The sequence below is a fragment of the Glutamicibacter sp. 2E12 genome (assembly GCF_050030965.1).
Lineage (GTDB): Bacteria > Actinomycetota > Actinomycetes > Actinomycetales > Micrococcaceae > Glutamicibacter.
In genome coordinates this window covers 645,119-671,024 of sequence record NZ_CP188297.1, presented here as the reverse complement: position 1 = coordinate 671,024, position 25,906 = coordinate 645,119, and the positions used below count along the sequence as shown (strand labels likewise).

Annotated in this window: 17 protein-coding genes; 14 read left to right on the top strand and 3 right to left on the bottom strand. The window is 62.3% G+C overall.

The annotated features are described in order from the left end of the window. Positions 1-27: 27 nt before the first annotated feature. Positions 28-1,695: a DUF885 domain-containing protein gene (locus tag ACP3TE_RS03095; RefSeq protein WP_332498383.1), complete on the bottom strand. Its 1,668-nt coding sequence runs from the start codon at positions 1,693-1,695 to the stop codon at positions 28-30. Positions 1,696-2,046: 351 nt separating this feature from the next. Here ACP3TE_RS03095 and ACP3TE_RS03090 point away from each other — a divergent pair, with 351 nt between their 5' ends. The 9 genes from ACP3TE_RS03090 to ACP3TE_RS03050 are packed head-to-tail and all read left to right on the top strand — an operon-like array spanning position 2,047 to position 19,162. Next, positions 2,047-8,241 (top strand): Ig-like domain-containing protein, encoded by a 6,195-nt coding sequence (locus ACP3TE_RS03090; RefSeq protein WP_426735250.1) that lies wholly within the window; start codon positions 2,047-2,049, stop codon positions 8,239-8,241. 49 nt (positions 8,242-8,290) lie between these two features. After that, positions 8,291-9,301: an AAA family ATPase gene (locus ACP3TE_RS03085; protein ID WP_426735248.1), complete on the top strand. Its 1,011-nt coding sequence runs from the start codon at positions 8,291-8,293 to the stop codon at positions 9,299-9,301. Then, on the top strand, positions 9,301-10,620 hold the full coding sequence (locus ACP3TE_RS03080; protein WP_426735246.1) for a DUF58 domain-containing protein: 1,320 nt from the start codon (positions 9,301-9,303) through the stop codon (positions 10,618-10,620). The genes ACP3TE_RS03085 and ACP3TE_RS03080 overlap by 1 nt, the downstream gene beginning before the upstream one ends. Next, positions 10,617-12,971: a transglutaminase domain-containing protein gene (locus ACP3TE_RS03075; protein ID WP_332594788.1), complete on the top strand. Its 2,355-nt coding sequence runs from the start codon at positions 10,617-10,619 to the stop codon at positions 12,969-12,971. Before ACP3TE_RS03080 ends, ACP3TE_RS03075 begins: the two co-directional genes overlap by 4 nt. Further along, positions 12,962-14,059 (top strand): RDD family protein, encoded by a 1,098-nt coding sequence (locus tag ACP3TE_RS03070; RefSeq protein WP_426735245.1) that lies wholly within the window; start codon positions 12,962-12,964, stop codon positions 14,057-14,059. Before ACP3TE_RS03075 ends, ACP3TE_RS03070 begins: the two co-directional genes overlap by 10 nt. Continuing rightward, positions 14,056-14,880, top strand: a complete 825-nt coding sequence (locus ACP3TE_RS03065; RefSeq protein ID WP_105657132.1) for a PP2C family protein-serine/threonine phosphatase — start codon at positions 14,056-14,058, stop codon at positions 14,878-14,880. Before ACP3TE_RS03070 ends, ACP3TE_RS03065 begins: the two co-directional genes overlap by 4 nt. Then, a complete protein-coding gene (locus ACP3TE_RS03060; RefSeq protein ID WP_426735243.1) occupies positions 14,877-16,895 on the top strand; it encodes an FHA domain-containing protein in 2,019 nt (672 codons plus the stop codon). Before ACP3TE_RS03065 ends, ACP3TE_RS03060 begins: the two co-directional genes overlap by 4 nt. Then, entirely contained in the window at positions 16,892-18,451 is a 1,560-nt protein-coding gene (locus ACP3TE_RS03055) for a serine/threonine-protein kinase (protein ID WP_105657134.1), read from the top strand. Before ACP3TE_RS03060 ends, ACP3TE_RS03055 begins: the two co-directional genes overlap by 4 nt. Positions 18,452-18,460: 9 nt before the next feature. Further along, positions 18,461-19,162 (top strand): hypothetical protein, encoded by a 702-nt coding sequence (locus tag ACP3TE_RS03050; RefSeq protein ID WP_105657135.1) that lies wholly within the window; start codon positions 18,461-18,463, stop codon positions 19,160-19,162. Positions 19,163-19,241: 79 nt separating this feature from the next. On the opposite strand, the gene ACP3TE_RS03045 is transcribed toward ACP3TE_RS03050, so the two are convergent. Continuing rightward, on the bottom strand, positions 19,242-19,460 hold the full coding sequence (locus ACP3TE_RS03045) for an acyl-CoA carboxylase subunit epsilon (RefSeq protein WP_105657136.1): 219 nt from the start codon (positions 19,458-19,460) through the stop codon (positions 19,242-19,244). A gap of 52 nt (positions 19,461-19,512) precedes the next feature. Next, positions 19,513-21,123: an acyl-CoA carboxylase subunit beta gene (locus ACP3TE_RS03040; RefSeq protein ID WP_105657137.1), complete on the bottom strand. Its 1,611-nt coding sequence runs from the start codon at positions 21,121-21,123 to the stop codon at positions 19,513-19,515. 195 nt (positions 21,124-21,318) lie between these two features. Here ACP3TE_RS03040 and ACP3TE_RS03035 point away from each other — a divergent pair, with 195 nt between their 5' ends. The 5 genes from ACP3TE_RS03035 to ACP3TE_RS03015 all read left to right on the top strand — a co-directional run bounded on the left by ACP3TE_RS03035 (position 21,319) and on the right by ACP3TE_RS03015 (position 25,899). Next, positions 21,319-22,176, top strand: coding sequence for an NAD(P)-dependent oxidoreductase (locus tag ACP3TE_RS03035; RefSeq protein ID WP_332498393.1), 858 nt, complete (start codon positions 21,319-21,321; stop codon positions 22,174-22,176). Positions 22,177-22,233: 57 nt separating this feature from the next. After that, positions 22,234-23,100: a biotin--[acetyl-CoA-carboxylase] ligase gene (locus tag ACP3TE_RS03030; protein WP_426735239.1), complete on the top strand. Its 867-nt coding sequence runs from the start codon at positions 22,234-22,236 to the stop codon at positions 23,098-23,100. A gap of 86 nt (positions 23,101-23,186) precedes the next feature. Then, the gene (locus ACP3TE_RS03025) at positions 23,187-23,735 is read left to right on the top strand and encodes a hypothetical protein (protein ID WP_133833027.1); all 549 of its coding nucleotides are present in this window, start codon (positions 23,187-23,189) and stop codon (positions 23,733-23,735) included. Continuing rightward, complete coding sequence (locus tag ACP3TE_RS03020) at positions 23,732-24,943, top strand: adenylate/guanylate cyclase domain-containing protein (RefSeq protein ID WP_105657141.1); 1,212 nt, start codon at positions 23,732-23,734, stop codon at positions 24,941-24,943. Before ACP3TE_RS03025 ends, ACP3TE_RS03020 begins: the two co-directional genes overlap by 4 nt. Next, positions 24,943-25,899 (top strand): PP2C family protein-serine/threonine phosphatase, encoded by a 957-nt coding sequence (locus ACP3TE_RS03015; protein ID WP_426735236.1) that lies wholly within the window; start codon positions 24,943-24,945, stop codon positions 25,897-25,899. Before ACP3TE_RS03020 ends, ACP3TE_RS03015 begins: the two co-directional genes overlap by 1 nt. Positions 25,900-25,906 lie beyond the last annotated feature (7 nt).

The window sequence follows — 25,906 nt, the reverse complement described above, 5'->3', positions numbered from 1 at the left end:
AGGACCGCCAAGCCGATTTCCTGGAGGCTACTTCACTAGGGCGCGCTTCAAGGTATCCAGGCCAACTGAACCGAGCTTCAATGCCGCGGTATGGAATTCCTTGAGCGAGAAGTCCTCGCCCTCGGCGGCCGCGAGATCGTCGCGGATCTGCTCCCAGAGCCGTTGGCCGATCTTGTAGGACGGAGCCTGGCCTGGCCATCCCAAATAGCGGTTGTACTCGAAGTCCAGCTGACCCGTGGACATGTCCAGATTCTTCTCCAGGAACTCATAGCCGTTTTCGGCGTTCCAGGTGCCGGTGCCCCACTGTGCAGGAACTTCCAAGCCCAGGTGAACTCCTATATCAAAGACCACTCGCGCGGCTCGAATGCGTTGCGCATCGAGCATGCCCATGTAATCGCCCGGGTCATCGAGGTAGCCCAGTTGGTGCATGAGGCGTTCGGAGTACAGCGCCCAGCCTTCGCCCTGGCCGGAAACCCAGCACATCAATCTGCGCCAGCTGTTGAGCGTGGAAGCCTGCATTTGGGCTGTGCCGATCTGCAGGTGATGGCCGGGAACGCCCTCGTGATAGACGGTGGTGAGCTCGGCCCACGTGGTGAATTCATCTTCTCCAGGCGGAACCGACCACCACATCCGTCCCGGGCGGCTGAAGTCTTCTGATGGGCCGGTGTAGTACACGCCGCCATCCTGGGTCGGAGCGATCATGCATTCGATGCGGTCCATTGGCGCCGGGATGTCAAAGTGCTTGCCCGACAAGTCCGCCATGGCCTGGTCAGCCTTGCCCTGCATCCACTCCCGCAAGGCGTCGGTGCCTGAGAGCTTGCGCGCCGGATCCTCGTTGAGGATCTTCTTGGCTTCCTCGATCGTGGAGCCCGGCTTGATCTGCTGGGCGACGCGCCGCTGCTCGGCGATGATGGCATCGAGTTCGCCGACGCCCCAGGCATAGGTCTCTTCCAAATCCACTGCGGCGCCCAGGAAACGGCGGGACATCAGCGAGTAGTACTCTCGGCCCACCGCGTCTTCGGCCGGTGCCTGCGCCAGGAGTTCATCTTGCAAGTACGCGGTGAGTTTGCGGTAGGCCTTCTTCGCGGCTTCGGCTCCGGCTTCCAGCTGTGCTTGCAAAGCGGTATCCACTGCGGTGCCGGAGGTGGCCAACTGGTCGAAGAATCCGCCATCCTTGGCGTAATCGGTGGTTTGCGTGATCACTATGGACACTTGGCGCTGCGCCGCAACCAGATCATTTGAAGCGGAATCACGCAAAGATGCGATGTAGCCGTCAATCGCAGCCGGAATGTTGGACATTCGCTGGGCGATGAAAGCGTAGTCCTCGGAGGACTCCTGCGGCATCAAATCGATGATTGAGCGGATTTCCTGTGCCGCGCTGGCGATATTATTCAGCTCGGTGCGCCCGGTGAACAGGATTTCCAGTTCGAGGCTCAATCGCTCGGTCATCGCGTCAAGCGAGACTTCGTCAATTGCGTCGACCGCAGTGGCGTTGGCCAATGCGCCCAAAGTCTCCCGCAGCAAGCTGATCTGCTGGGTGGTGCCAGCAGGGGAGTAGTCGCCATAGGTGGTCTCGTAGCCTGGCAAGCCAAGGGAAACTCCCCATTCCGGGGTCAGTTCAAGGGACTTGGCGAAGAAGGCTTCGGCGATCTGGTCGATTGCCGAAGGCTCGCGGTGCGGTGCAGAGGATGTCATGTAACTAACAGTAGTTGATATGAAAGATTTGTTGAAGACTTTTGCGCAGGTTCGTTCTGAACTGCTTCCGCGGTCGTCTAGCAGGTGCTTCCAGGCGCGGGTTATGCCGCTGGACCTGCCGAAAAGGAATCAAAGGGCATCTGCGGTCGCATAGGCGGTTCCCGCTGATGAAGATGAAGCACGCGAATTGTATTGCGTTGATGAATCGCCCAGTCAGTGCCCATGGGGAGAACTCTCCATGGCGGAGGTTTTGTCAGTTCGTTAGAATTGGAGGGCATTGAGTCTGGCTATGGGGAATAAGGCCTGATTCTGGCGCACACTCGTACCAGCAAACCAAGGACTGACCTCTAGATGGCCAAAGCCGCTTCGACCGGATGGACTGGACTGCTCAAAAGCACCGGGTTCAAGGTGACTGCGATCCCAGTCGTGGCGGCCCTTGCCGTCACCGGCGCCATTATCTATCCGGGCTTTGAAACAGCTGACGTGGAACTAAACGACGGTGGTGTCTGGGTAGTCAATCAGTCCGAAGGCAAGATCGGGCATGTCAACTACCAGTCGCGCACCATCGACGGTGGCGTTGCCACCCCGCTGGCCAACTATGACCTGGTGCAGCATGAAGAAAGCGTGCTGGTACGCAACCTGGAACAGGCCTCGCTGACCACTATTGACCCCGCGATGGTGCAATTTGCTGGCGATAACAACCTGCCAGCCAACTCATCCTTCTCCTTCGGTGCGTCCGTTGTCGCCGTCACCGACGCGGAACACGGAACTGTCCAGGCCAGCAACCTCGAACAGATTGCCGATTTCAAGGGCGAAGGCGCCGAACCGCTGATCGAGTCCAAGGGCGAAGTCGCCGCCGTGGTTGGCGCCGACGACACCATCTGGGCCGCAGACCTCGGCGCAGGAACCCTTTCCAGCTTCACCCTGGACGACGATGGGAAAGCCGAACTCGCCCAGGAATTCGAAATTCCGGAACTGGCCGAAATGAAGGAGCCGCAGCTTTCGTCCGTCGGCAAGATCGGCGTGGTCTTCGATGAAGCCACCGGCGAACTGGTCACCTCGGAGGGCAACTCCGCAATTCTCGAGAATCCTGCCAACGCCCGGATCCAGTCTCCGGGCCCGGCAGCCGAGAACATTGCTGTGGCCCTGGACCAGTCGCTGGCAACGGTGAGCCTGTCCGGCAAGGACACCAACTATGAGCAGTTGGAAACCGCTGGCACCCCTATCCAGCCGGTGCGCGTGGGAACGTGCACCTACGCGGCCTGGCAGACCAGCGGCGAGTATCTGCGCTTCTGCGATGACCCGGCACATAACCAGAGCACCGCAATTCCGGAAATGCCAGAAGGCGCTGAACTGGCGTTCCGCGTCAACCGGGACGTGGTCGTGCTCAACGACGTGCATTCGGGGCAAGTCTGGTTGGCCAATGAAGGCATGGAAATCGTCAGCAACTGGAGTGATCTGGAACCGCCTGCTGGCAAGGGCGAAGCCAAGGAAGAAGAAACCAAGGAAATCACCGACGCCATCGAGCTGCCCAACCGCACCGAGGAAAACAAGAAGCCGATCGCCGAGGACGACAGCTATTCGGTACGCCCCGGCCGCACCACCTTGCTGCCGGTGCTCTATAACGACGTGGATCCGGACGGCGATTTGCTGACCGCGAACCTGGAAGGCGCTGCGCCCTCGGTAGGTGCCGTGCAGCCGGTCCATGACGGCACCGGATTCCAGATTGTGGTCCCCGAAGATGCCAGGGGCGGCGCGAGTTTTTCCTACACCACCAAAGACGGCCGCGGGGGACAGGACACCGCGACCGTCAAGCTGAACGTGGTGGACGATGAAACCAACGAGGCTCCGGAACAAAAGCGCACCACCGTGCTGCGCGTGCAGCAGGGCGAGTCAGTCAGCCACAACGTGCTCGCTGACTGGACCGACGCGGAAGGCGATGACCTCCGCTTGCTCGGTGGAACCTCCGATGGCGATGACGTGATCCGCGTCCAACCCGATGGCACCTTGACCTTCCAGGATGACGGAAAGAAGCTGGGGCAAAAGGAATTGGCCATCCAGGTTTCCGACGGGCAGGAGGGCACCAAGGGCCGGGTACTGATCGAGGTCTTGGCCGACGCCACCGTGAAACCGGTGACCGCGACCGATCATGTGGTGGCCAATATCAATGAATCCGCCAGTTTCTCCCCGCTGGACAATGACACTGATCCCAGCGGAGACGGACTGCGGCTGGCCGGGGTGGATGATGTTCCCGGGTTGGAAATCAAAACCAACGCACAGACCGGAACCGTGACCGCGCGCGCCGAACGCGCCGGAACCTACTACGTTGAATACATGGCCACCAACGGCCCGGCCAGCGCCCCGGGCCTGGCCCGCATCGATATCAAGAAGCCGGAAGAAAATGCCGAGGATCCGATCGCGGTACGCGATGTCGCCTTGCTGCCTGCCGGCCAGGATGTACTGGTCAACGTGCTGGGCAACGACACCGACCCGGCCGGTGGCGTACTGGTGGTAACCGGCGTGCAGACCGCCAGCGACAAGCCGTTCTCCACCTCCGTAGAACGCAATACCTTTGTCCGCATCACCGACGTGCGCGGCCTCACCGACCCGACCACCATTAGCTACACCGTGTCCAATGGCTCTCGTGAAGCGACCGGTTCCATCCGCGTGATTCCGATTCCGGCACCACCACGCATGGATCCGCCGCAGGCCAACCCGGACACCGTCACCGTCCGCGAGAACGACGTGGCCACCGTCAAGGTTCTGGAAAACGACATCCACCCGAACGGCGGAGAGCTGCTCTTGCGTCCCGAGCTGGAAGAAGCTGATGATCTGGGAGAAGGGTCCCTGATCTCGGTTGCCGACGAAACGATTCGATTCCGCGCCGGCGACTTTGGCGGCAAGGCCAAGCAGGTTTCCGCGGTCTACACCGTGGCAGGACCTGATGGCCAGGAAACCAGCGCCAGCGTCACCTTCAACGTCCTGCCCGAGGCAGAAGCCAATGACCTGGAAAAGAACACCCCGCCGAACCCGGAACCAGTCACCGGGCGGGTCTTCGCCGGCTCCAGCACCAACGTGCTGATCCCGATTGACGCTATCGACCCCGATGGCGACTCGGTCTCCCTCGTGCAATTCGGCGATTCCCCGCGCATGGGCACCGCGAAGATCCGCGGGGCCTCCATCGACTACACGGCCAACCCCGATGCCTCGGGCACCGATGAATTCAGCTACGTGGTGGAAGACCGTTTGGGTGCCCGCGCCACCGGCACGATCAAGATCGGCGTGGCACCGCTTGCCGAATCGAATAATTCCCCGGTTGCCGTCAACGACTTCTTGACCGTGCGCCCCAACCGCCCGGTGGCGGTGGACGTGATGGACAACGACACCGACCCGGATGGCGACCCGATCGCCTTGATGAGCGAAGTCTCCACCGAAGCCAGCACGGAGGTGGAAGTCATTGACGGCCGCGTCACCCTGACCTCGCCCCCGGAAGACGGCAACGTTTCGGTGCGCTACATGATTTCCGACGGCCGCGGCGGTACCGCGGCGGGCACGCTGAGCATCAAGTCCGATCCAGAGGCCCAGCTGCTGGCGCCCATTGCCCGCGATGACCGGGTTTCCTTGGAAGAAGTCATCGGCGATGAACAAGTGACCGTAGATATCTTGCGCAATGACGAGGACCCGGATGGCAGCTCCAGCGAATTGGAGATCAGCTTGCCGGATAACCCGTCTACTGCCCAAGTCACCGAAGATGGCCTGGTCGTCACCGCCACCGAGGACGCGCAGATCATTGCCTACACCCTGACCGACCCCGACGAACTGGCTTCTACTGCCTTCGTCCATGTGCCAGGCACCGCCGGAGCACGGCCAATCCTGCGCAGCGGGCTGAATCTGCAGGTCGAGGCGGGACAGGTCCTGCCACTGAACCTGGATGACCTGGTCCTCGTCCGCGAGGGACGCACCCCGCGCTTGACCACCGAAGAGTCGGTGGCCTCGATGCCGCAAAACGACGGCGAGCTGGTCAAGTCCGCCACCGAGCTTTCCTTCCGTGCACCGGTCGATTTCGACGGCTCGGCTACCGTCAGCTTCGAAGTCACCGACGGCACCGGCCCCGACGATGAAATGGGCCTGAAGTCCAAGCTGACCCTGCCAATCAATGTCACCCCGGCTCCGCGCCAGAACGATTCCGAGGAACGCCAGAACCAGAACGAGGAAGGCCAACCGGAGGAGGAAGAGCCAGAGGAAGAGGAAGAAGAGCAGCCGCAGGAAGAGAACTTCGCTCCGACCCTGCAGGCCAATGCCTTGGCCGTGGGCCAGGGCGAGGAGCCAGCCTTCCTGGACCTGCGCATGGCCGCCAACGATGCCAATGAAGACGACGTTCCGAAGTTGAAGTTCGCCATCTCTTCGGTGGATATCCAAGGTGTCCAGGCCGAACTGGTCGAAGAGCATAACCTGAAGGTCAGCGCCGGAGCTTCGACCCCGAAGGGCACCACCGGTACCGTCACCGTCACGGTCAGCGACGGTGTGAACCCGCCGGTTCCGGCCGCCATGAACATCACCGTGACCGGCTCGGTCCGCGAGCTGCCGGTAGCTGTGGCCGATAACGTGGCCGATGCGGCCCAGGGCAAGACCGAAGTGGTCGATGTGCTGGCCAACGACCACAACCCGTACGCGGATGAAGGCCCGCTGCGCCTGATCAACGCCCGCGCCCTGGAAGACACCGGGGAAGTGGAAACGAGCGGCGACAAGGTATCCATCACCCCGAAGGACAACTTCGTGGGCACCATGCGGGTGGAATACACCATTGGCGATGTCACCGAAGACGTGGCACGCAACGTCATCGGTACCGTGACGCTGAACGTCAAGGGCGCCCCGGAAGCCCCGGGCCTGCCACGCGTCCAGTCCACCGGGGATGAGAAGGCTGTGCTGCAGTGGGATCCACCGGCCAACAACGGCTCGCAGATCACCCACTACACCGTGACCGGCGGCGGGCACACCCAGCGGTGCGCCACCACCACCTGCACCATCACCCCGCTGGCCAACGACACCGTATACAACTTCACGGTGACCGCCGCCAACGAGATCGGCCAGTCCCCGGCCTCGGCGCCGTCAGCCGATGCCCGACCGGACGTGGAACCCGAACAGCCTGCCGCCCCGACCGGCACCGACGGCGACCAGCAGGCGGCCTTCAAGTGGACTGCCCCCGCCAGCCGGGGTTCGGCCATCCAGAGCTACACCTTGGAGATCTCCCCGGCACCGGCCAACGGCGTCACCCAGGTCACCGGCATTACCGGCACTTCCTATACCTGGAAGGGCCTGAAGAACGGCACCGATTACCAGGTCCGCGTGCGTGCGGTGAACAAGGCGTCGAAGCCATCGGCCTTCAGCGCCTACTCGGCAGCCGTGACCCCGGCTGGCAAGCCGTTCAAGCCGTCCGCCCCCACCGCGGCCCGCAAGGAATCCGCGGTGGATGGCGGCGTGGTCAACGTCGCCTGGAACGCACCGGGCACCAATGGCGCACCGATCACCGGCTATGCCCTGCGCGTCTACAAGTCCGGAACCCTGGAGAAGACCATTGGCTCCATTGCGGCCAACCAGACCAGCCAGTCGGTCACCGGCCTGAGCACCTCGGGTTCCTACACCTTCACCATCGCGGCAACCAACCGCAAGGGCAGCTCGGAACAGAGCTCGAATTCGGTGGCGGTGACCCCGTACGGGCGTCCAAAGGCCGTGTCCAGCGTGAGCGCCAAGGCCACCGGCGCCAATCGCATGGTGCAACTGGGCTTCCAGGCTCCTGCGGCCAACGGCTCGAAGATCACCGGATACCAGTACTCCGCCGATGGCGGAGGGTGGCAGTCCTTCGGCGGCCCCGGCTCGGTGATCGACACCGGTTCCAACGGCACCGCGCATACCTGGCGCGTGCGTGCCTTGAATGCTGCCGGCCCGGGAGACCCCAGCCCGGCCAGCAACCAGACCAGCGCCTACGGTCCGCTGCGCGATAACGCGAAGATTTCCTCGTCGCATGGCGATAACTGGATTTCCTTCAGCTGGAATACAGCCGCCGGCGAATCCAACGGACGCAAGGTCACCCAGACGGTAGCCATTGGCGGGTCTAACACGGCTAACGACGGTACGGAGAAGGTCAGCAACCTGGGCTACTCCACCAGCCGCACCCTTAAGATCGTGGCAACGGATACCGAAGGCCAGAGCAAGTCCTGGTCCAAAACGGATCAGACCAATCCTAAGCCGGCCCGTTCGGTGAAGCTGTCCGAAGGACCGTTGTACAACGGCTACGCGAACTCCACCTGCCCGCCGAACTGCTACAAGTACCACGTGGAGCTCTACGACTTCGACCCGGGCACCCACACCTACCTGGCGCAGTGCTACCACTCCAAGGGAATGTTCTCGGATAATTACGTGACCTTCAACGTCGACGGCAATGGCCGGGCCTCCAAGGACTTGCCATGCGTGATCGAATCGGGATATGCCCAGCCGTACTTCGCGAAAATCGACGGCACGGAATCCGACCGGGTTAATTTCAGATAAGCGCGGCATCGGCCGAGCATCAAGACGTACAGAAAGAACAAACACTGCCATGACCATGAGCATCGAGCAGGCCAACTGGTTCTGCGATACCTTCGCCAAATTGGTGTCCAATGTCGGACTGTCCGTGCTGGGCAAGGACCAGGCCATCAAGCTGGTGCTAACTGCCATGCTCACCGAAGGGCACGTGCTGCTCGAAGACGCACCGGGCACCGGCAAGACCATGCTGGCCCGCTCGCTGGCCGCCACGGTGCGGGGCAGCAACTCTCGCATCCAATTCACCCCGGACCTGTTGCCCTCGGACGTCACCGGCATCACCATCTACGACCAGCGCAGCGGGCAGTTCGACTTCCACCATGGACCGATCTTCGCCAACCTCGTGCTGGCCGATGAGATCAACCGCGCGTCTCCAAAGACCCAGTCGGCGTTGCTGGAAGTCATGGAAGAAGGGCGGGTCACCGTCGATGGCACCACCTACCCGCAGGCTCGCCCGTTCATGGTGATTGCCACCCAGAACCCGATCGAGCAGGCCGGTACCTACCGGCTGCCCGAAGCCCAGCTGGACCGTTTCCTGATCAAGACCTCCATCGGGTATCCGGACCGGGAAGCCACCGTGGCGCTGCTTTCGGGCAGCACCCAGCGTGACCGCTCGACCGCGCTGAGCGCCATCATCACTACCGAAGCAGTGGTGGAAATGGCCGAGCTGGCAACCACCGTGCATGTGGACACCGCCGTGCTGGAGTACGTCGCGGCGCTGTGCGAAGCGACCCGCGAAGTTCCGGAAACCCGTTTGGGAGTTTCGGTCCGCGGAGCCCTGGCGATGGTGCGCGCGGCCAAGGTGTGGGCTGCCAGCCAGGGACGGAAGTACGTGCTGCCGGATGACATCAAGGAATTGGCGCCCTATATCTTCACCCATCGCCTGGTGCTGGACCCGGAAGCGGAATTCACCGGCACCACCTCCGCCCAGGTCATCACCTCGGTGCTGCGCAAGGTCCCGGCCCCAACCCGCCGTGGCAATGAAGACTCCGCTCCGGCCGCCGGCAAGGACCAGGACGAGCATTAATGAGCAGACGAGCTAAGCGTTCTGCACGGAGCACCAGGCTGAATCGCAGGGCCGAAATGTCGCTGACCATGGCCAGCGAAGCAATGCAGGTGCTGCGCGAATACCTGCGCCCTGCAACAGCGCGGGTCAAGGAATTCAGCACCCGTTTCCTCGCACCGGTCACCACGGTCATTTCGCCGCTGGGCTTCGTGCTGCTGGGTACAGCGATTCTCCTGTGGATCCTGGGCGCCAGTTTCGGCTGGCAGGAGGCCCTGCTCGGCGCCTTCATGGCCACCTTGCTGCTGCTGGCTTCCGTGGGATTCATCCTGGGCCGCAATGATTTCAGCGTGGACCTGGACCTGCACCGCACCCGTGTCGCTGTGGGGGACCGCGCCGTTGGCGCCCTGCAGGTGGCCAACCAGGCCTCGCGCAGCGCAGCGCCGGTGATGATGGAACTTCCGGTAGGCCATGGTGCCGCCCAGTTCCGGATCCCGCGCCTGGAGCCGCAAGGAACGCACGAAGACCTGTTCACCATCCCGACCCAGCGCCGCCAGGTGCTGGAGGTGGGGCCGGTCCGCTCGGTCCGCCAGGACCCCTTCGCCATTCTGCGCCGGCAGGTGAAATGGACCGACCGCTACGAGCTGTTCATCCATCCGCGCACCACCGCGCTCGATGGCTCCTCTGCTGGTTTCATCCGCGACCTCGAAGGCATGCCCACTTCGGATCTCTCGAACTCCGATGTGTCCTTCCACGCCCTGCGCGAATACCAGGCAGGAGACGACCGCCGCCATATCCACTGGAAGTCAACGGCGCGTACCGGTGAATTGATGGTCCGACAGTTCGAAGAGACCCGGCGTTCGCACCTGGCACTGAGCCTGAGCACCAATCTGGACGAATACTGCGAGGCGCACGCAGAGGAAGATTTCGAACTGGCTATTTCGGTCGCTGCCTCCATCGGGCAGCAGGCAGTGGCGGAACAGCGCAAGCTGGCCATCGTGACCCAGCAAGGTCCGGTGCGCACCGACAGCGGCCGCATGATGATGGACTCGCTGACCCGCATCGAAGCAGCCGCTGGCCAGCGCGAGAACCTGGTGCAGGTGGTTCGCCACACCGCCGATACCGTGCCCGGAGCGTCGGTGCTTTTCTTCCTCACCGGCACCAGAACCAGCGCCAAGTCGCTGCGCGAAGCCTGGATGCATGTGCCTGCCGGAGTGCGCGCCATCGCTATCAGGTGCGAGACCGGCATGGAGCCGACGCGCTCGAACATTGGCGAGCTGACGGTACTGAGCCTGGGCAAGCTGGAAGAACTCGGCTTGATGCTGCGAAAGGCCGTGGCATGAAACAGTCTTTGCCCCTCTGGCGCTTCGGCGTTGACGCGATCTGTCTGGGATTGGCCCTGGTCCTTGGTGCCCTGGGTCTCCTGGACGCCTACGGCGCGAGCTTGAACTTCATCCTGGCTGCCGTGGGCGGAATTGTTGCCGGTCTTGCTTTGGCCTGGGCCAATGTGCACTTCAAGCTGGGCACGTGGCGGACCATGGCCCTGTTCGCACTGCTGTACCTCGTGCTGGGCACGCCGTTGGCGACTCCACGCGAGGCTGCCTTCGGAATCTTGCCCACCGGGCAATCCCTGCGCACCTTGCTGACCGGCCTGGTCTTCAGCTGGAAAGACATGCTCACCGTGGCGCCACCGGTAGGCTCCTACGGCGGCGTACTGATCGTGGCCTTCCTTTCCGCGCTGCTCACCGCACTGCTGGCCGGATTGGCGGCCTGGCATTTGCGCTCGCCGTATTGGACCTTGCTGCCGTTGCTGGCGATGTTCGTGCTGGGTATTGTTTTCGGCACCCGCGACGTGCCGATGCCGATCGCCCGTGGCGTCGCCTTGATTGCGGTATTGGTCGGTTGGCTTGCCTGGCGGCGCTTCATGGACACGCGCATTTCCGGCGGATTCAGCTCGGTGAACCACGAGCAGCTTGACTCCCATGGCGGCCAGCAGATGTTGCTGCGCCGCATCATCGCCGGAGCCCTGGTGCTGGCCGGAGCCGGCGTAGCGACCGCCGCGGCCACTCCGCTGCTGGCCCCCGAAACCCCGCGCCAGGTGTTGCGCGATGCGTTGGAACCACCGGTGGATCTCTACGATTATCCAAGCCCGCTGACGAGTTTCCGCAAATATGTGAAGACAATGGCTGACGACACCCTGCTGACCGTCAAGGGCTTGCCAAAGGACGAGCGCATCCGCTTGGCCGCATTGGATTCCTACAACGGCATGGTCATCAACGTGGATCCTTCCGCTGGTGGCAGTTTTGCCCCCGTGGGTGATGCCAGCGATATTCGTTCTGCCCAGACGCTGGAAGGCCGCGAAGCGGCTGAACTTGAAATCTCGATCCAGGACTATGAAGGGGTGTGGGTTCCTTCCGGAGGCAAGCTCATGGGCTTGGATCTGGCCGGCGGTCGTGAAGATGAACTGGCCCGTTCCCTGTTCTACAGCGATACCTCTGAAAGCGCGCTGAGCTCCATTGGCCTGGAGAAGGGCGATGCCTACACGGCTAAGGTGCTCTTCCCCGCCAAGCCGAGCGATGACCAGCTCAATGAACTGGATTTGGCGCAGTTCCGCATGCCAGAGCTGGCCAATGTGCCAGCCACGGCGGGAGCCAAGGCCGCCGAATTCACCGGTACGGCACGCGGCGACCTGCAGCGCGTGCGGAGCATTGAAGCCATGCTTTCCGGAACCGGATTCTTCTCCAACGGCACCGAGGGCCAGGTTCCCTCGCTCTCCGGGCACGGAGCGGGACGTATCACCAGCCTGCTCGATGCCGAGCAGATGATCGGCGATGACGAGCAGTATGCTGTCGCGATGGCGCTGATGGCCCGCGAGCAAGGGATCCCTGCGCGCGTAGTCATGGGTTTCTACCCGGAGGAATACGCGCCGGGGAAGGCCGTTGAAATCAAGGGGTCCGATGTTCATGCCTGGGTGGAGATCGCTTTCGAGGAAATAGGCTGGGTTGCTTTCAACCCGACGCCGAATGAAGACGAGCAGCCCACTCCTCCGGAACAGGAACCCAAGGCTGTGCCGCAGCCGCAGGTGCTGCAACCGCCACCACCGGCGCAGGAAGAAGCGGATTTGCCTCCGCAAACTGCACCGGAGCCGCAGGAAGTCGAAGAGGAACCGAAAACCTTCTGGGAACGCTGGGGCCAGGTCATCATTGTCGCCGGCATTTCGCTGGGTTCGGTGCTGCTTGTGCTCTCGCCGCTGCTGCTGGTTGCCTTGCTGAAGCTGCGCCGCAGGCAGAAGCGTTCTCAAACCGGCAGCGCCGGTGACCGCGTGAGCGGTGGCTGGCAGGAATTGCTCAGCCATGCCACTGACCACCGAATCGCGACTGCCAGCGGTGCGACCCGGCGGGAAAGTGCCGGCGTGCTGGCCGACGGTTTCCCGGCGCTGTCCAGCCCGGTGCAGTCGCTGGCGCAGCGTGCGGATGCGGCGAACTTCGCGCATGAAGAACCGACCGAAGAGCAAGTGCGGAAGTACTGGGAGGATGTCATTGCGCAGACCCAGAAGATGCAAGAGCCGCTGGGCTTCTTCGGCAAGATGCGGGTGAAATACTCTCCACGCTCTCTGATACACGAGTTGGCGGCTAAAACGGTCACCACGGCACGAACATTGCAACGGAAAAACAGGAGCAAGCCATGGCGGTAAAAATGGACCTGGTAGATGCCCGAACTGCGCAGCGGCTGCTTTCGTGGCTCGTCGACTTCCTGCCAGTACTGGTCCTCTCGGCTATTTTCCTGCCGATGATCGGATCCAGGATGGTGAACTCGCTGGATGCGCCGCAGATCATGGGCGAGATCGCCGGAACGTACATCCTGTACGGCGTCCTGGCTCTGGCCTACACGGTGTTCTTGTGGTGGTGGGAAGCTGCTGCAGGCAAGAGTCTTGGCAATGTGCTCCTCGGGTTACGCACCGCTACTGTGTCAGGCGAGTGCCCGGGCTGGGGTAAAACCATTATTCGCCGTTTGCTGATAGCCGTCGCGGGTATCGTTCCGATCCTGGGACCGGTGCTGATGGTGATCTCCAACCAATTCGACGCGAACGGCAAGAAGCAGGGATGGCACGATAAGGCGGCCGGGACGCTGGTACTGGATATCAAGGCTGGACGGGATCCGCTGACTACCGGTGGTACCGGGGGACCGGGGTCTTTCGCGCCTGGGCAGCAGTATGCTCCGGGCCGTCGCTTCGTGGGCGAACCAGAAGAAGAGCCCGGCAAGTCCTCGGGAGTCATCGATTCGGTGCCAGGCGCCGTGCGCGCCAATGCGCCTGAGGCGCAGAAAGCAGCTCGTCCCCGTCCTGCCTCGCAGCCTAAGCCGGAGGCGAAGATCGTTGAAGTCCCTTCGTCCAAGTCCGGTGGTGACCCGGATGCAGATCTCGGTCACACGCAGATTCGTTCGCAATCGCCTGATGCCTTGCATCTGCTCTTTGACGATAGCCGGTGCCTTGACCTTGCTGGCAGCATCTTGATCGGACGCAACCCTTCCTACGCAGAGGGCGATGCAGGTGTTCACCTGGCCGCGGTGGATGATCCGGAACGCACCGTCTCCAAAACGCATCTGCTGATCGAGCCGGGAGTAGGCAGTGTCTGGGTTACGGACCGGGATTCGGGCAACGGCTCATCCATTGTCGATGAAGATGGAAACGTGCGCGAACTTGTCCCGGGCAAGCCGGAACAGGCAATGATTGGCCATACGGTGTACTTCGGTGACCGCTACTTCCAGGTGGAACGTCCATGACAGATACTAGCCCGGCAGCCAGCCTCAGATTCAGCCACGGCCAGGCAACTGACCGTGGACTGCGCCGCGCCCTGAACGAGGACAGCTTGCTGGCCTCGGAACGGTTGCTGGCCATTGCCGATGGCATGGGCGGGCATGAGGCAGGTGAAATAGCTAGCGCCCTGTGCCTCAAGATCCTGGGTGCAGGATTCCAAGACGCCGGCACCAATCTCGATCCGGAAACCCTGGACGCGCTGCTGCTTGAAGCTGACCGCAGCATTGTGGAGGCAGGCTCCGGCCGAGCCGGAACCACACTCACTGGGGCCGTGCTGATTGATGCAAGGACCTCCAGCGGGCAGGAAGAACAACCCGAACTGCTGGTGTTCAATGTGGGCGACTCGCGCACCTACCTGTGGGCCCAAGGATTGCTGCAACAGGTCAGCATCGATCACTCCGAAGTGCAGGAGCTGATGGATATCGGCCAGCTGGACGCCGCGCAAGCGGCCACCCATCCGCGCCGGCACGTCATCACCCGCGCATTGGGGATCAACGCCAACAGCCAACCCGATTACTGGCTGGTGCCACTAGCAGGGCACGAACGCATTCTGGTCTGCTCAGATGGGCTGAGCAGCGAAGTCGGCGACGCCGCAATCCAGGAGATCCTCACGCGTTTCCCGGATCCGCAGCAGGCGTCCGAGGAACTGGTCCAAGCGGCCATCGACGCCGGAGGACGCGATAATATCAGCGTGATCGTCGCCGACGTGCAGTATGGGCACCCCGATGATGTTGGCATTACAATCCCACGCATATCGACCACGAGCCACCAAGAGGAGAAATCATGAACGGCCTGAGTTACATTCCCGGAGACTGGTACGCCCTGGTGAATAACCAGCACATCGTCCTGCTTCCTGCCAGCGCCAGCGCCGAACAGGTCAACGTTTTGTGGTCCAACCTCGTTGGGAAGACGACGGTGGAAGCACTGCTCTCAGAGCTGTTGCCGCTTTACCAGATGAACATTGCCGAGCTGCCGAACTTCGCTTTGGTTTCCCGGGACAGGGCACCGCATCTGGTCTTGCGGGGAGCCCCAGAATTTACCGCACGGACAGCTGCCGGTGACGAGCTGGTCAGCGGTGCCGGCATTGCGACCTGGACCGAACGCAAACTTGGCGAGTCGAAGTCATGGACTTTGAGCACCGGTTCGGCGAATCCTGAAGCTGCGTTCGCGCTGCCAATTAGCGAAGGCATTGTTCGAGTATCAAGCCTTGAGTGGGGCACCGAAGGGGACGCCGCTGCTGGTGCGCCCGCCGGTGCCGCATCCAAATCACCTGCCACCCCTTCTGCTCCGGCCAAAGCAGCTCCAAGCGTGATGGCGCCTGCCGCCGCTGCGGCCAAGCCTGCTGCGGCTCCGGCAAAGGCGCCAGCGCCAACTGCGGCTAAGCCTGCTGCTGCGCCCGCGCAGGCAAAGGCCCCCGCAGCAACGGCGGCTAAGCCTGCGGCGGCCCCCGCTGTTGCCAAGCCGGCGGCTGCTCCGGCAAAAGCTCCAGCGGCAGCGAAAGAGCCAGCGCCAGCTGCGGCTAAGCCTGCGGCGGCCCCCGCTGTTGCCAAGCCGGCGGCTGCTCCGGCAAAAGCTCCAGCGGCAGCGAAAGAACCAGTGCCAGCTGCGGCTAAGCCTGCGGCGGCGCCCGCGCAGGCAAAGACCCCCGCAGCAACCGCGGCCAAGCCTGCGGCGGTGCCCGCGCAGGCAAAGGCCCCAGCGGCAGCGAAAGAACCAGTGCCAGCTGCGGCTAAGCCTGCGGCGGCGCCCGCGCAGGCAAAGACCCCCGCAGCAACCGCGGCCAAGCCTGCGGCGGTGCCCGCGCAGGCAAAGGCCCCAGCGGCAGCGAAAGAACCAGCGCCAACTGCCGCCAAGCCGGCATCCGACCCGGGCGCCGCCGCGCCGTCCAAAGAAGCAGGAGATCCCAAGGGCCCCGCAGCTGTGTTGGCACGAGCAGCCAAGGCAGCCGACGCGGCCAAGGTATCTGCACAGGGTGCCGGGGATGAGCAGACAGATGGCACGGCAACGAGTTATGCGCTGCCGCCGACCGAAGTCTCGGAAGAAACTCAGGATCCAGCACAATACGAGCAGGAAGCCTACTCGGAGGAACTATCGCTGGGCGGACAGCTGCTGGGCGCCAGAGGTGCAGCAGAGACCGTCTACGATACCGGCCAGGGCGATGATCTGGACACGATTATCAAACCGCGCCCGGGAAGTCCTGCCTCTTCGGCGCGGCCGGTTGAACCAGCCGACGACGAGCACACGATCATCCGCGGCTCCAGTGTTCCGAAATCCAGCGCCGCTTCAGGTTTGGACGCCAAGGACGGCACCGAAAATTCGGTGTCGCTGAATGAATTCATCTTGGCCCGCTCTTGCTCCAAGCGGCATCCCAACCCTCCAACTGCCTCGACCTGCCGGGAATGCGGCGAGCGCCTCACCGGCCAAGCGCAGCAAGTTCGCAAACCGGCCATGGGGCGCATGATTGTCAGCGATCACGGTGGCGCCCGCGAATACGCCCATGAACTGAACCGCTCGGTGATCCTGGGGCGCCAGCCAAGCGCAGCAGCCATCAAATCCGACACCGAACCCCGCCTGCTGAAGGTGGAAAGCCCAAGCGGTGACATCTCCCGCTCGCACCTGCATGTGCGAGTGGAAGGATGGCATGTGCAGCTGGTTGACCTGGGTGCGACTAATGGCACCGTGCTCCTGCGCGAAGGGCAGCGGCCCCGGCGCCTGTCCCGGCACCAGGAGATCATGCTGATCAACGGCGATGTTGCTGATCTGGGCGATGGCGTGAGCATACGCTTCGAGGATCTGCCGTGAGCCTGCGGCGCGCGCCAGCTCCGGCACCGCAGATCCCGGGATTCACCTACGTCAAGCCGCTGGGCACGGGCGGATTTTCCGATGTCTACCTGTACGAGCAGCACCGGCCCAACCGCAAGGTGGCGGTGAAGGTGCTGCTGGCGGATGTCAGCGATGAGGAAGCCCGCCAGCGATTCGAGGCGGAAGCCAACTTGATGGCCCAGCTGTCCACCCATCCGTATATTGTCACGATCTACCAAGCGGAGATCACCGAAGACGGACGTTCCTATTTGGCCATGGAGTATTGTTCCCGGCCTTCTTTGGACGTCCGATACCGTCGTGGCGTCCTGAGCATTGATGAAACGCTGTCCCTGGCGATCCAGTTGTGTTCAGCGGTGCATACTGCGCATCTTGCTGGCATTGTGCATCGCGATATCAAGCCGGGAAACGTGCTGACCACCGACTACAACAGGCCGGCGCTGACCGACTTCGGCATCTCGGGAACTATCGGTTCACACACCGCTGGGCTTTCGGTGCCATGGTCCGCACCGGAAGCCTTCGGCGATGGCATGCCTCCGGGTGTGCGCATGGATGTGTACTCGCTCGGTGCCACGATCTATACGATCTTGGCCGGGCATTCGCCATTCGTCCGTCCTGGACAGGATAATTCGCAGGCAGTACTCATTGAGCGGATTTGCAATACGCCGTTGGTGCCGTTGGAACGGCTTGATGTTCCTGAATCATTGAGCCAGGCGCTGGCGGTAGCCATGGCGAAGAACCCGGCGTCGCGATTCGGCTCGGCTGCCGAACTGGCCCGCTCGATGCAACGAATCCAGATCGAGCTGGGCTTCTCGGTCACGCCCTTTGAAGTACTTGAAGAACCTGCAGAAGCGGTTGACGAAGATCACGGCGAGAGCACTCGCGTTCGCAATGTTACTTCGATTAGCGATGCGCAGCGTCCGCTGCCTACCCCACCGATGATTTCCTCCGTTCCCGGGCAACGGCTGCGGCAGGCAGGACCGTCAGTTCCAATACCGCGGCTGGAAATGCCGAAGGATTCCATTTCGGCTCCGGGCCAGCAGAGCGCAGCTCGAGGCGAATCAGGAACGCCGGTGGACGCGCCGGCAGAACCGAAGCCGCGCCAGGGCCTGCCGAAGGTCTTCATCGCAGTGGGCCTTGTGCTATTTCTCCTGGTTGGCGGCGCTGTCATTGCCAACATGTACTTGCCGGACCAAAATGCTGCACAGCGTTCTGGCCCGCCTATTACAGCGACGGACGGGCCCAAGGATGCATTGGTTGGCGGCACTGTGCCGAAGGTGGATAATTTTGCGTACTCCACGGTCGGAGAAACTGTAACTTTCCGTTGGTCCAACCCAGAACCGAATAAGGCAGACCATTACCGGTGGGCTCCAATTACCGCCACGGAAACGGGAGAATACAAGCAGACGATGTCCCCAAGCGCCACTACCGAGATCGGGAAAGGCGGACAAACCTGTATCGAGGTCAAGCTCGTGCGCGATGATGGACGTATCTCGGATGGAGCACGGTTCTGCACCGCCGCAGGTTCAGGAAAGTAGGCAAGAGAGATGAGTGAAGTAACTATCGAGTACTGCGGACAGTATTATCCTGTCCAAGACGCCAAGCCCTTCACCATCGGCCGAGAAGGCGATCTGGCCATCGACGACAATCCCTACTTGCACCGGCACTTCTTGACGATTACCAAGCAAAGCGGGCTGTGGTGGCTTAATAACGTCGGTAGCCGGCTGACCGCGACGATTGCTGACCGTACCGGCGGACTGCAGGCCTGGCTCTCGCCGGAATCGAGCCTGCCCCTGGTGCTGAACCGGGTGGGCGTGGTTTTCACCGCCGGTCCCACCACCTACGAGCTATCGATTCATGTTGCGCAGCCGGCATTCCGGCAGGCCTACATGGACTACGACGCTTCGGGCGAGACCACCATTGGCCCGGTGCTGCTGACCAGTGCCCAGCGGGCCTTGGTCGTTGTCCTGGCTGAGCCGATGCTGCGCCGTGAAGGCACTGGCTTGAGTTCAATTCCCACAAGTGCCGTTGCCGCCGCCCGGCTGGGGTGGGGAATTACGAAGTTCAATCGCAAACTCGATAACGTCTGCGACAAATTGGACAAGGCCGGCGTGGCCGGACTGCGCGGGGGGCCTGGAAAATTGGCCACCAACCGCAGGGCGCGACTGGTGGAACACGCTGTGAGTTCGCATCTGGTGACTCGTGCAGACCTAGCCATCTTGGACTTCGAAGTTCCCGACGAAGACTAGGTTGCCAGCGGCGCTGCACAGAGCAATGGCCCGGAAAATTCCGCTAGGGAACGTTCCGGGCCATCGCTTTCAGCAGGCCTTAGCGCCGGCCAATAGTCCAGCCCAAACGCGGGGCCAGCGCCCGGCGCCTGCGGATCCGGGCTACACGCTTTTTGGGCTCTGCGGCTTCTGGTGCAGGAGCCGGAGTATTGCCCATGGCAGCGAGCAGCGCGGTAACTACCGCCACTTCCTCGTCACTGGGGTTTCCCTTGGTGACGCGGATCTGCGGGGCAACAGGCAACGCAGCGTTCTGTTCCATGGGAGTGCTCCTTATTGGTTTTAGCTGGTACTAGGCGGGCAGGCACTGCTGCTTACAGCGGGATGTTGCCATGCTTCTTCGGAGGCAGGCTAACGTGCTTCTCGCGCAGCGCGCGCAGGCCGCGAACCAGCTGGAAGCGGGTCTCGCTCGGGGCGATGACCGCATCCACGTAACCCAGCTCCGCCGCCTGGTAGGGGTTGAGCAGTTCGGCCTCGTAGTCGTCGATAATCTGCTTGCGGCGGGCCTCGACGTCTCCGCCTTCGGCTTCCACTGCGGCCAGATCGCGGCGGTAGAGGATGTTCACTGCGCCCTGGGCACCCATCACGCCGATTTGCGCGGTAGGCCAAGCCAGGTTCAGGTCCGCGCCCAGCTTCTTCGAACCCATCACGATGTACGCTCCGCCGTAGGCCTTGCGGGTGATCACGGTCAGCTTCGGCACCGTGGCCTCGGCGTAGGCGTAGAGCAGCTTCGCACCGCGGCGGATGATGCCCTGGAATTCCTGGTCCTTGCCCGGCAGGAAGCCTGGCACGTCCACGAAGGTGAGGATCGGGATGTTGAAGGCGTCGCAGTTGCGCACGAAGCGGGCAGCTTTTTCCGAGGCGGCGATATCCAAGGTGCCAGCGAACTGCATTGGCTGGTTGGCGACGATGCCCACGGTGCGCCCTTCGATGCGGGCGTAGCCAATCATCACGTTCGGTGCGTACAGCGACTGCATTTCAAAGAAATGCTCGTCGTCGACAACCGACTCGATGACCGTGCGCATGTCATAAGGCTGGTTGGCGGAGTCCGGGATGAGCGTATCGAGCTCCAGGTCCTCGGCAGTGATATCCAGCTCTTCATCGAATTCGGCAATCAGCGGATCCGAGAGGTTGGACGACGGGAGGAAGTCCAGCAGTTCCTTGCAGAACTCCACGGCGTCTTCTTCATCGGACGCAAGATAGGTGGCGGTACCGGTATTGGCGTTGTGCTGGCGGGCGCCGCCCAGGGTTTCCATGTCGATTTCCTCGCCGGTAACCGTCTTGATGACGTCCGGACCGGTGATGAACATGTGGCTGGTCTTGTCGACCATGATCACGTAGTCGGTCAGTGCAGGGGAGTACGCTGCACCACCGGCCGATGGGCCCATGATCAGCGAGATCTGCGGGACAACGCCCGAGGCATGGACATTGTTGCGGAAGATATCGGCGAACATGGCCAGGGAAGCGACGCCTTCTTGGATGCGGGCACCACCGCCATCCAGGATGCCGACAACTGGGCAACCGTTGCGCAGCGCAAATTCCTGGACCTTGACGATTTTCTCGCCATTGACCTGGGACAGGGAGCCGCCGTAGACGGTGAAGTCCTGGGAGTAGACAGCCACCAGGCGGCCATCGACGGTGCCGTAGCCGGAGACCAGGCCATCGCCTAATGGCTTCTTCTTCTCCATGCCGAAGGCGGTGGAGCGGTGGACTGCGAGGGCGTCGAACTCAACGAAGGAATCCTCGTCCATGAGCATTTCAATGCGTTCGCGGGCAGTGTGCTTGCCGCGGGAGTGCTGCTTTTCAATCGCTGCTTCGCCACTTGGCGCTTTAGAGAGCTTCTGGCGGCGGCGGAACTCAGCAAGCTTTCCGGCGGTGGTGGACAGGTCGATTGACTCGGCTGCCTCGGTTCTGCCCTGCGTCATGCCTTCGACTCCCTCGAGTTGTCTTCAATGTGTAGGAATGGCACAAGAAAAATGCCAACTAAGCCAGTCTAGCTGGGCAAACAGCTCATTTGTTTGTAGGAATCTTACAAAATGGTCCGATATCTGGTGCGTGGCACGCCAGAATAAGTTACTGAACAGTAGCTTAGTGGGGGATCATCGCGTAATCTATATCACATGACTAGTGAATCGCGCACTCTTATCGCACCTGTTCCCGGGAACCTGGAAAACCGCACCATCCTGATGAGCGGCGGTAGCCGCGGCATCGGCCTGGCTATCGCCCTGGCCGCAGCCAAGCAGGGGGCCAACGTGGTCCTGCTGTCCAAGACCGATACGCCGCATCCGGCACTGGAAGGGACCATCCATACCGCCGTTGCGCAGATCGAAGAAGCAGGTGGCAAGGGCCTGGCCGTAGTTGGCGATGTCCGCGTGGACGCCGATGTGCAGCGCGCGGTGGAAGAGGCCGTGGCAAAGTTCGGCGGCATCGACATCGTGGTCAACAACGCCTCGGCCATCAACCTGGCCAAGACCGATCAGCTTGATATGAAGCGCTACGACCTGATGCAGGACATCAACGTCCGCGGCACCTTCCTGCTCTCCAAGTCCGCGCTCCCGTACCTGCGCGCCTCCGAGCATGCCCATGTACTCACCCTCTCCCCGCCATTGAACCTGGAACCGAAGTGGGCTGGACGGCATTTGGCCTACACCATGGCCAAATACGGCATGTCGCTGACCACCCTTGGCCTGGCCGAAGAGCTGAAGGACGATGGCGTCGGCGTGAACTCGCTCTGGCCCGAAACCCTGATCGATACCGCAGCCATCCGGAACCTGCCGGGCGGACAGGAAATGGTTCAGGGAGCGCGCGATGCTTCGGTCGTGGCAGATGCCGCCATGGCCATTCTTGCCAGCCCGCCGGCCGGAGTCAGCGGAAACTTCTTCACGGATGGACAGGTGCTGACGCTGGCTGGGGAGACGGACCTGGAGAAGTACACCTTGAACCCCGAAGTCCCGCTGGTTGAAGACATCTTCCTCTAGGCAGATGACGAGGCAGGACTAAGCGTAATCATCGGCCGGTGCCATAGGGTTGGAGGTATGGAAAACCCGCATGGCACCGACCGCGCAGTTCTCGATTCCCGGCTCTTCACCGAGCTCACCGCCCAGCTGGAATTGGGGCTGGTTAATATCAAGCCAACCTCCGGTTCAACCAATACCGAGTTGGCGCAACTGGCTGGCAATGGGGATGCCGGCCACCTCAGCGTGTACTTCACGGAGCACCAGCAGGCAGGCAAAGGGCGTTTGGGCCGTGAATGGGTAACTCCGGCAGGATCCTCCCTGACCGTCAGTGTCTTGGCGGTGCCGGGTCCCAGCTTCCCTGCTGAATCCCTGTCTTGGTACACCATGCTTGCGGCCTTGGCCTGGAGCCGAGCCGCCGAGAATATCGGCGGCGTTCCCTTGGGCATCAAATGGCCCAACGATTTGTTGGCCGGAGAGCAGAAAGTCTGCGGCATACTGGCGCAAATGGTTCCAACTGGCAACGGCTACGGGGTAGTGGTTGGCACCGGAATCAACGTGAACCAGAACCGGGACGAGCTTCCGGTGCCCACCGCGACGTCCCTGCGTTTGGCTGGCGCCCAGAACTTGGACCGCACCGAACTGCTGGCTGAGTACCTGAAGCAATTCGCAGCACTGGATCAGGGTTTCCGCCGGGTCGGCGGCTTTGCGCAGATGCCGTTGCCGGGAAGTAATGGAAAATCTTTGCGCCAGCTCGTCAGCGACAAGCTGGCCACACTGGGACATGAAGTGCGTGTGGAATTCCCCGATGGATCCACGCTGGTTGGCCACGCGGTCGAGTTGGGCGCAGACGGCTCGTTGGTCCTGGAATATGGAACCGGGCAGCGAAAGCACGTGATGGCAGGGGACGTGCACCACGTACGGCGCGCCGACGGAAAGTATGCCTAACCAGACTTGGGTCTTGGCCCGGGACTATTATTGGAGATGATGACCGAAACACGGAGTCGAGAACAGGAGGGGCGAGGAACAACACGATGAAGTTGCCGCTGCATGAAAGGGAACGAGTGATTATCAAAACTCGTGAACATTCGCGAGTGCTGCGCCAGCCCGTGGGAGCCTTCCTCGTATTGACTGCCGTGTGCACCTTCTCGTTGGGCTATCTCTCCCGGGACGATCTCTCGGACTGGCTAGCTGGCAACGCGAATGTGTGGATGGTCGTTTCGGTGGTTCTCTGGGCCGCACTGGTGCTGATCTGGAGCGTGATTCCCTGGGCCCGGTGGCTACGCAGCCAAATCGTCTTGACCACCGAGCGGATCATGTTCCGGCCCACATACAACGATGGCAAGCTGCAATCTGTAGGATTATTTACAGTTCGCGACCTCGTCGCGCACAGCAAGGCGAAGAACACCATGACGCGTGCGGGAACCTTGGATATCGTGCTGAACCAGGGATACGTGAGACTCTCACATGTCCCCTCGGTACCGTATTTCCGTTCCCTGGCAATGGAGGCGATGGCGAACCTGCGCAGCAACCAGAATGCGGCGCACACCGAAACGACGAACAGTGAGGGCATGGGGGCATGAGCACCGAGCACACCAACACACCCCGAGCAGACTCTCCGCAGTCCGCCGCCGAGGCTGTCCGCGGCGCCCGCCAGCACCCCCCTGTGGCCACACCGGCCGAGTCGGATCCAATTTTCGAACTTGCGCAGGCCATGGAAGGCCCCTTGCGCATTCCGGCCCACACCCCCGACGCTGTCCGCGACACCGTCGCTTCGCTGGAAAGGCGGCTCATCGGCGGCCAACGCGAATTCCGTCGCCGCGAGGTCGCTTCCGAGGCCGGTGTTTCCCTGCACTCCGCGCGCAAGCTCTGGCGCGCCATCGGCTTCCCTGAACTCAGCGATGATGAAGTGTTCTTCACCCAGGCCGACAAGGAAGCCCTGGGCACCATGGTGGGGATGGTCCGCGAAGGCAAGCTGACCGAAGAAACCGCCATTTCCCTGATGCGTTCGGTTGGCCAGATGACTGACCGCATGGTGGTGTGGCAGATCGAAGCACTGGTTGAGGACATGATCGCCAACCAGAACATGTCGGATCGCCAGGCGCGCCGCCAGCTTTTCGGCCTGCTGCCCGAAATCATTCCAGCGATTGAAGACCTGCTGCTCTACTCATGGCGCCGCCAGCTGAACTCTGCCGTGCACCGCATGGCATTGCGGGTGGAAACCGGAGTGGCTGCCTACAACCAAGACCGTGGCGACGAAGATGGCGGCACCCCGCTGCCGCTGGCCCGTGCGGTGGGCTTTGCCGACCTGGTCTCCTACACTTCGCTGTCGCGCCGCATGAACGAGCGCACCCTGGCCCAGCTGGTGCAGCGCTTCGAAGCCAAATGCGCCGAAGTCATTTCCGTGGGCGGTGGCCGCCTGGTCAAGACCATTGGCGATGAAGTGCTCTACGTGGCCGAAACCCCGCAGGCCGGCGCCGAGATTGCGCTGTCCCTGTCGCGCGAGCTGGCCAAGGACGAGCTCTTCCCGCAAACCCGCGGCGCGGTGGTCTGGGGCCGGCTGCTCTCACGCCTGGGCGATATCTATGGTCCTACGGTGAACATGGCGGCTCGGCTGACCTCGCTGGCGGAACCGGGCACCGTGCTGACCGACGCGATTACCGCAAACACCCTGCGCAATGACGCACGCTTTGTGCTCACCGCCCAGGAAATCACCGCGGTGCGCGGCTTTGGAGACATTCAACCCTATGAGCTCTCCGCAGGCGAGGGAGCAGGACTGGTGATCGACTAATGGCTAAAGAACCAGCACCGCTACCGTTCATCCTCGCCGCGGCAGGGCTGACGGACGTGGGCCGGAAACGAACGCAAAACCAGGACCGCATCCTGATGCACGACATCGTGTATGCGGTAGCCGACGGCATGGGCGGTCACGAAGCTGGCGAGGTGGCCAGCCAGCTTGCGGTGGAAACGATGCAGGAAATCTGCACCTTCGCCAATAAGACGTCGGTTCGGAAACTGCCATCCGTGCCGGATGTCCAGCGCCAGGTGCAACTGGCTGATGACCGCATTCGCGAAGCGCTTGAATCACGTGGCGGCACTACCTTGTGCGCATTGGTGCAGATCAAGACCCCGGGCAAAGGCCGGGACAATGTGACCGCTCCACTGGCCGCGGTGCCGCCCTGGACCTCAAGTTTCGCGATGACGCAGAACACTGATGTCATCTCCAAGATCACTCCGCAAATGCTGGAGAACCACCGCGCCAGTTTGGCTCCAGCTACCGAGCCGATCCCGGTAGTCGCCGATGAAATCCCGAGCCTGTTGCTGGTCAACGTGGGGGACTCGCGCGGATACCGGCTGCGTGATGGCGCCCTGCAGCAGCTGACCCGTGACCACTCGGCCGTGCAGGAAATGGTGGATGCCGGGCAGATCACCGAGTTGGAAGCCCGCAATCATCCGCACCGGAATCTGATTACCCGTGCGCTTGGCGCCGGCGCCGAAAGCCAGCCGGATCTCACCGTCTTGCAGCCGCGCATCGGCGACCGCTACATGCTGTGCAGCGACGGGCTCTCGGGCGAACTGACCGAAGACATCTTGCAGACCTTGCTGGTGAACTACAAGGACCGCACCGAAGCGGCCCGGATTCTCACCGGGGCCGCACTGGAAGCTGGCGGCCGGGACAACATCGCGGTGATTGTCCTTGATGTGCTGGCAGCCGAGTCCGCGCAAATTGACGCACCTGGGAACTAGGGCTCCA

Coding starts and splice junctions, on each gene's coding strand:
- ACP3TE_RS03095 (WP_332498383.1), bottom strand. CDS start 1,695: ATGACATCCTCTGCACCGCACCGCGAGCCTTCGGCAATCGACCAGATC.
- ACP3TE_RS03090 (WP_426735250.1), top strand. CDS start 2,047: ATGGCCAAAGCCGCTTCGACCGGATGGACTGGACTGCTCAAAAGCACC.
- ACP3TE_RS03085 (WP_426735248.1), top strand. CDS start 8,291: ATGACCATGAGCATCGAGCAGGCCAACTGGTTCTGCGATACCTTCGCC.
- ACP3TE_RS03080 (WP_426735246.1), top strand. CDS start 9,301: ATGAGCAGACGAGCTAAGCGTTCTGCACGGAGCACCAGGCTGAATCGC.
- ACP3TE_RS03075 (WP_332594788.1), top strand. CDS start 10,617: ATGAAACAGTCTTTGCCCCTCTGGCGCTTCGGCGTTGACGCGATCTGT.
- ACP3TE_RS03070 (WP_426735245.1), top strand. CDS start 12,962: ATGGCGGTAAAAATGGACCTGGTAGATGCCCGAACTGCGCAGCGGCTG.
- ACP3TE_RS03065 (WP_105657132.1), top strand. CDS start 14,056: ATGACAGATACTAGCCCGGCAGCCAGCCTCAGATTCAGCCACGGCCAG.
- ACP3TE_RS03060 (WP_426735243.1), top strand. CDS start 14,877: ATGAACGGCCTGAGTTACATTCCCGGAGACTGGTACGCCCTGGTGAAT.
- ACP3TE_RS03050 (WP_105657135.1), top strand. CDS start 18,461: ATGAGTGAAGTAACTATCGAGTACTGCGGACAGTATTATCCTGTCCAA.
- ACP3TE_RS03045 (WP_105657136.1), bottom strand. CDS start 19,460: ATGGAACAGAACGCTGCGTTGCCTGTTGCCCCGCAGATCCGCGTCACC.
- ACP3TE_RS03040 (WP_105657137.1), bottom strand. CDS start 21,123: ATGACGCAGGGCAGAACCGAGGCAGCCGAGTCAATCGACCTGTCCACC.
- ACP3TE_RS03035 (WP_332498393.1), top strand. CDS start 21,319: ATGACTAGTGAATCGCGCACTCTTATCGCACCTGTTCCCGGGAACCTG.
- ACP3TE_RS03030 (WP_426735239.1), top strand. CDS start 22,234: ATGGAAAACCCGCATGGCACCGACCGCGCAGTTCTCGATTCCCGGCTC.
- ACP3TE_RS03025 (WP_133833027.1), top strand. CDS start 23,187: ATGAAGTTGCCGCTGCATGAAAGGGAACGAGTGATTATCAAAACTCGT.
- ACP3TE_RS03020 (WP_105657141.1), top strand. CDS start 23,732: ATGAGCACCGAGCACACCAACACACCCCGAGCAGACTCTCCGCAGTCC.
- ACP3TE_RS03015 (WP_426735236.1), top strand. CDS start 24,943: ATGGCTAAAGAACCAGCACCGCTACCGTTCATCCTCGCCGCGGCAGGG.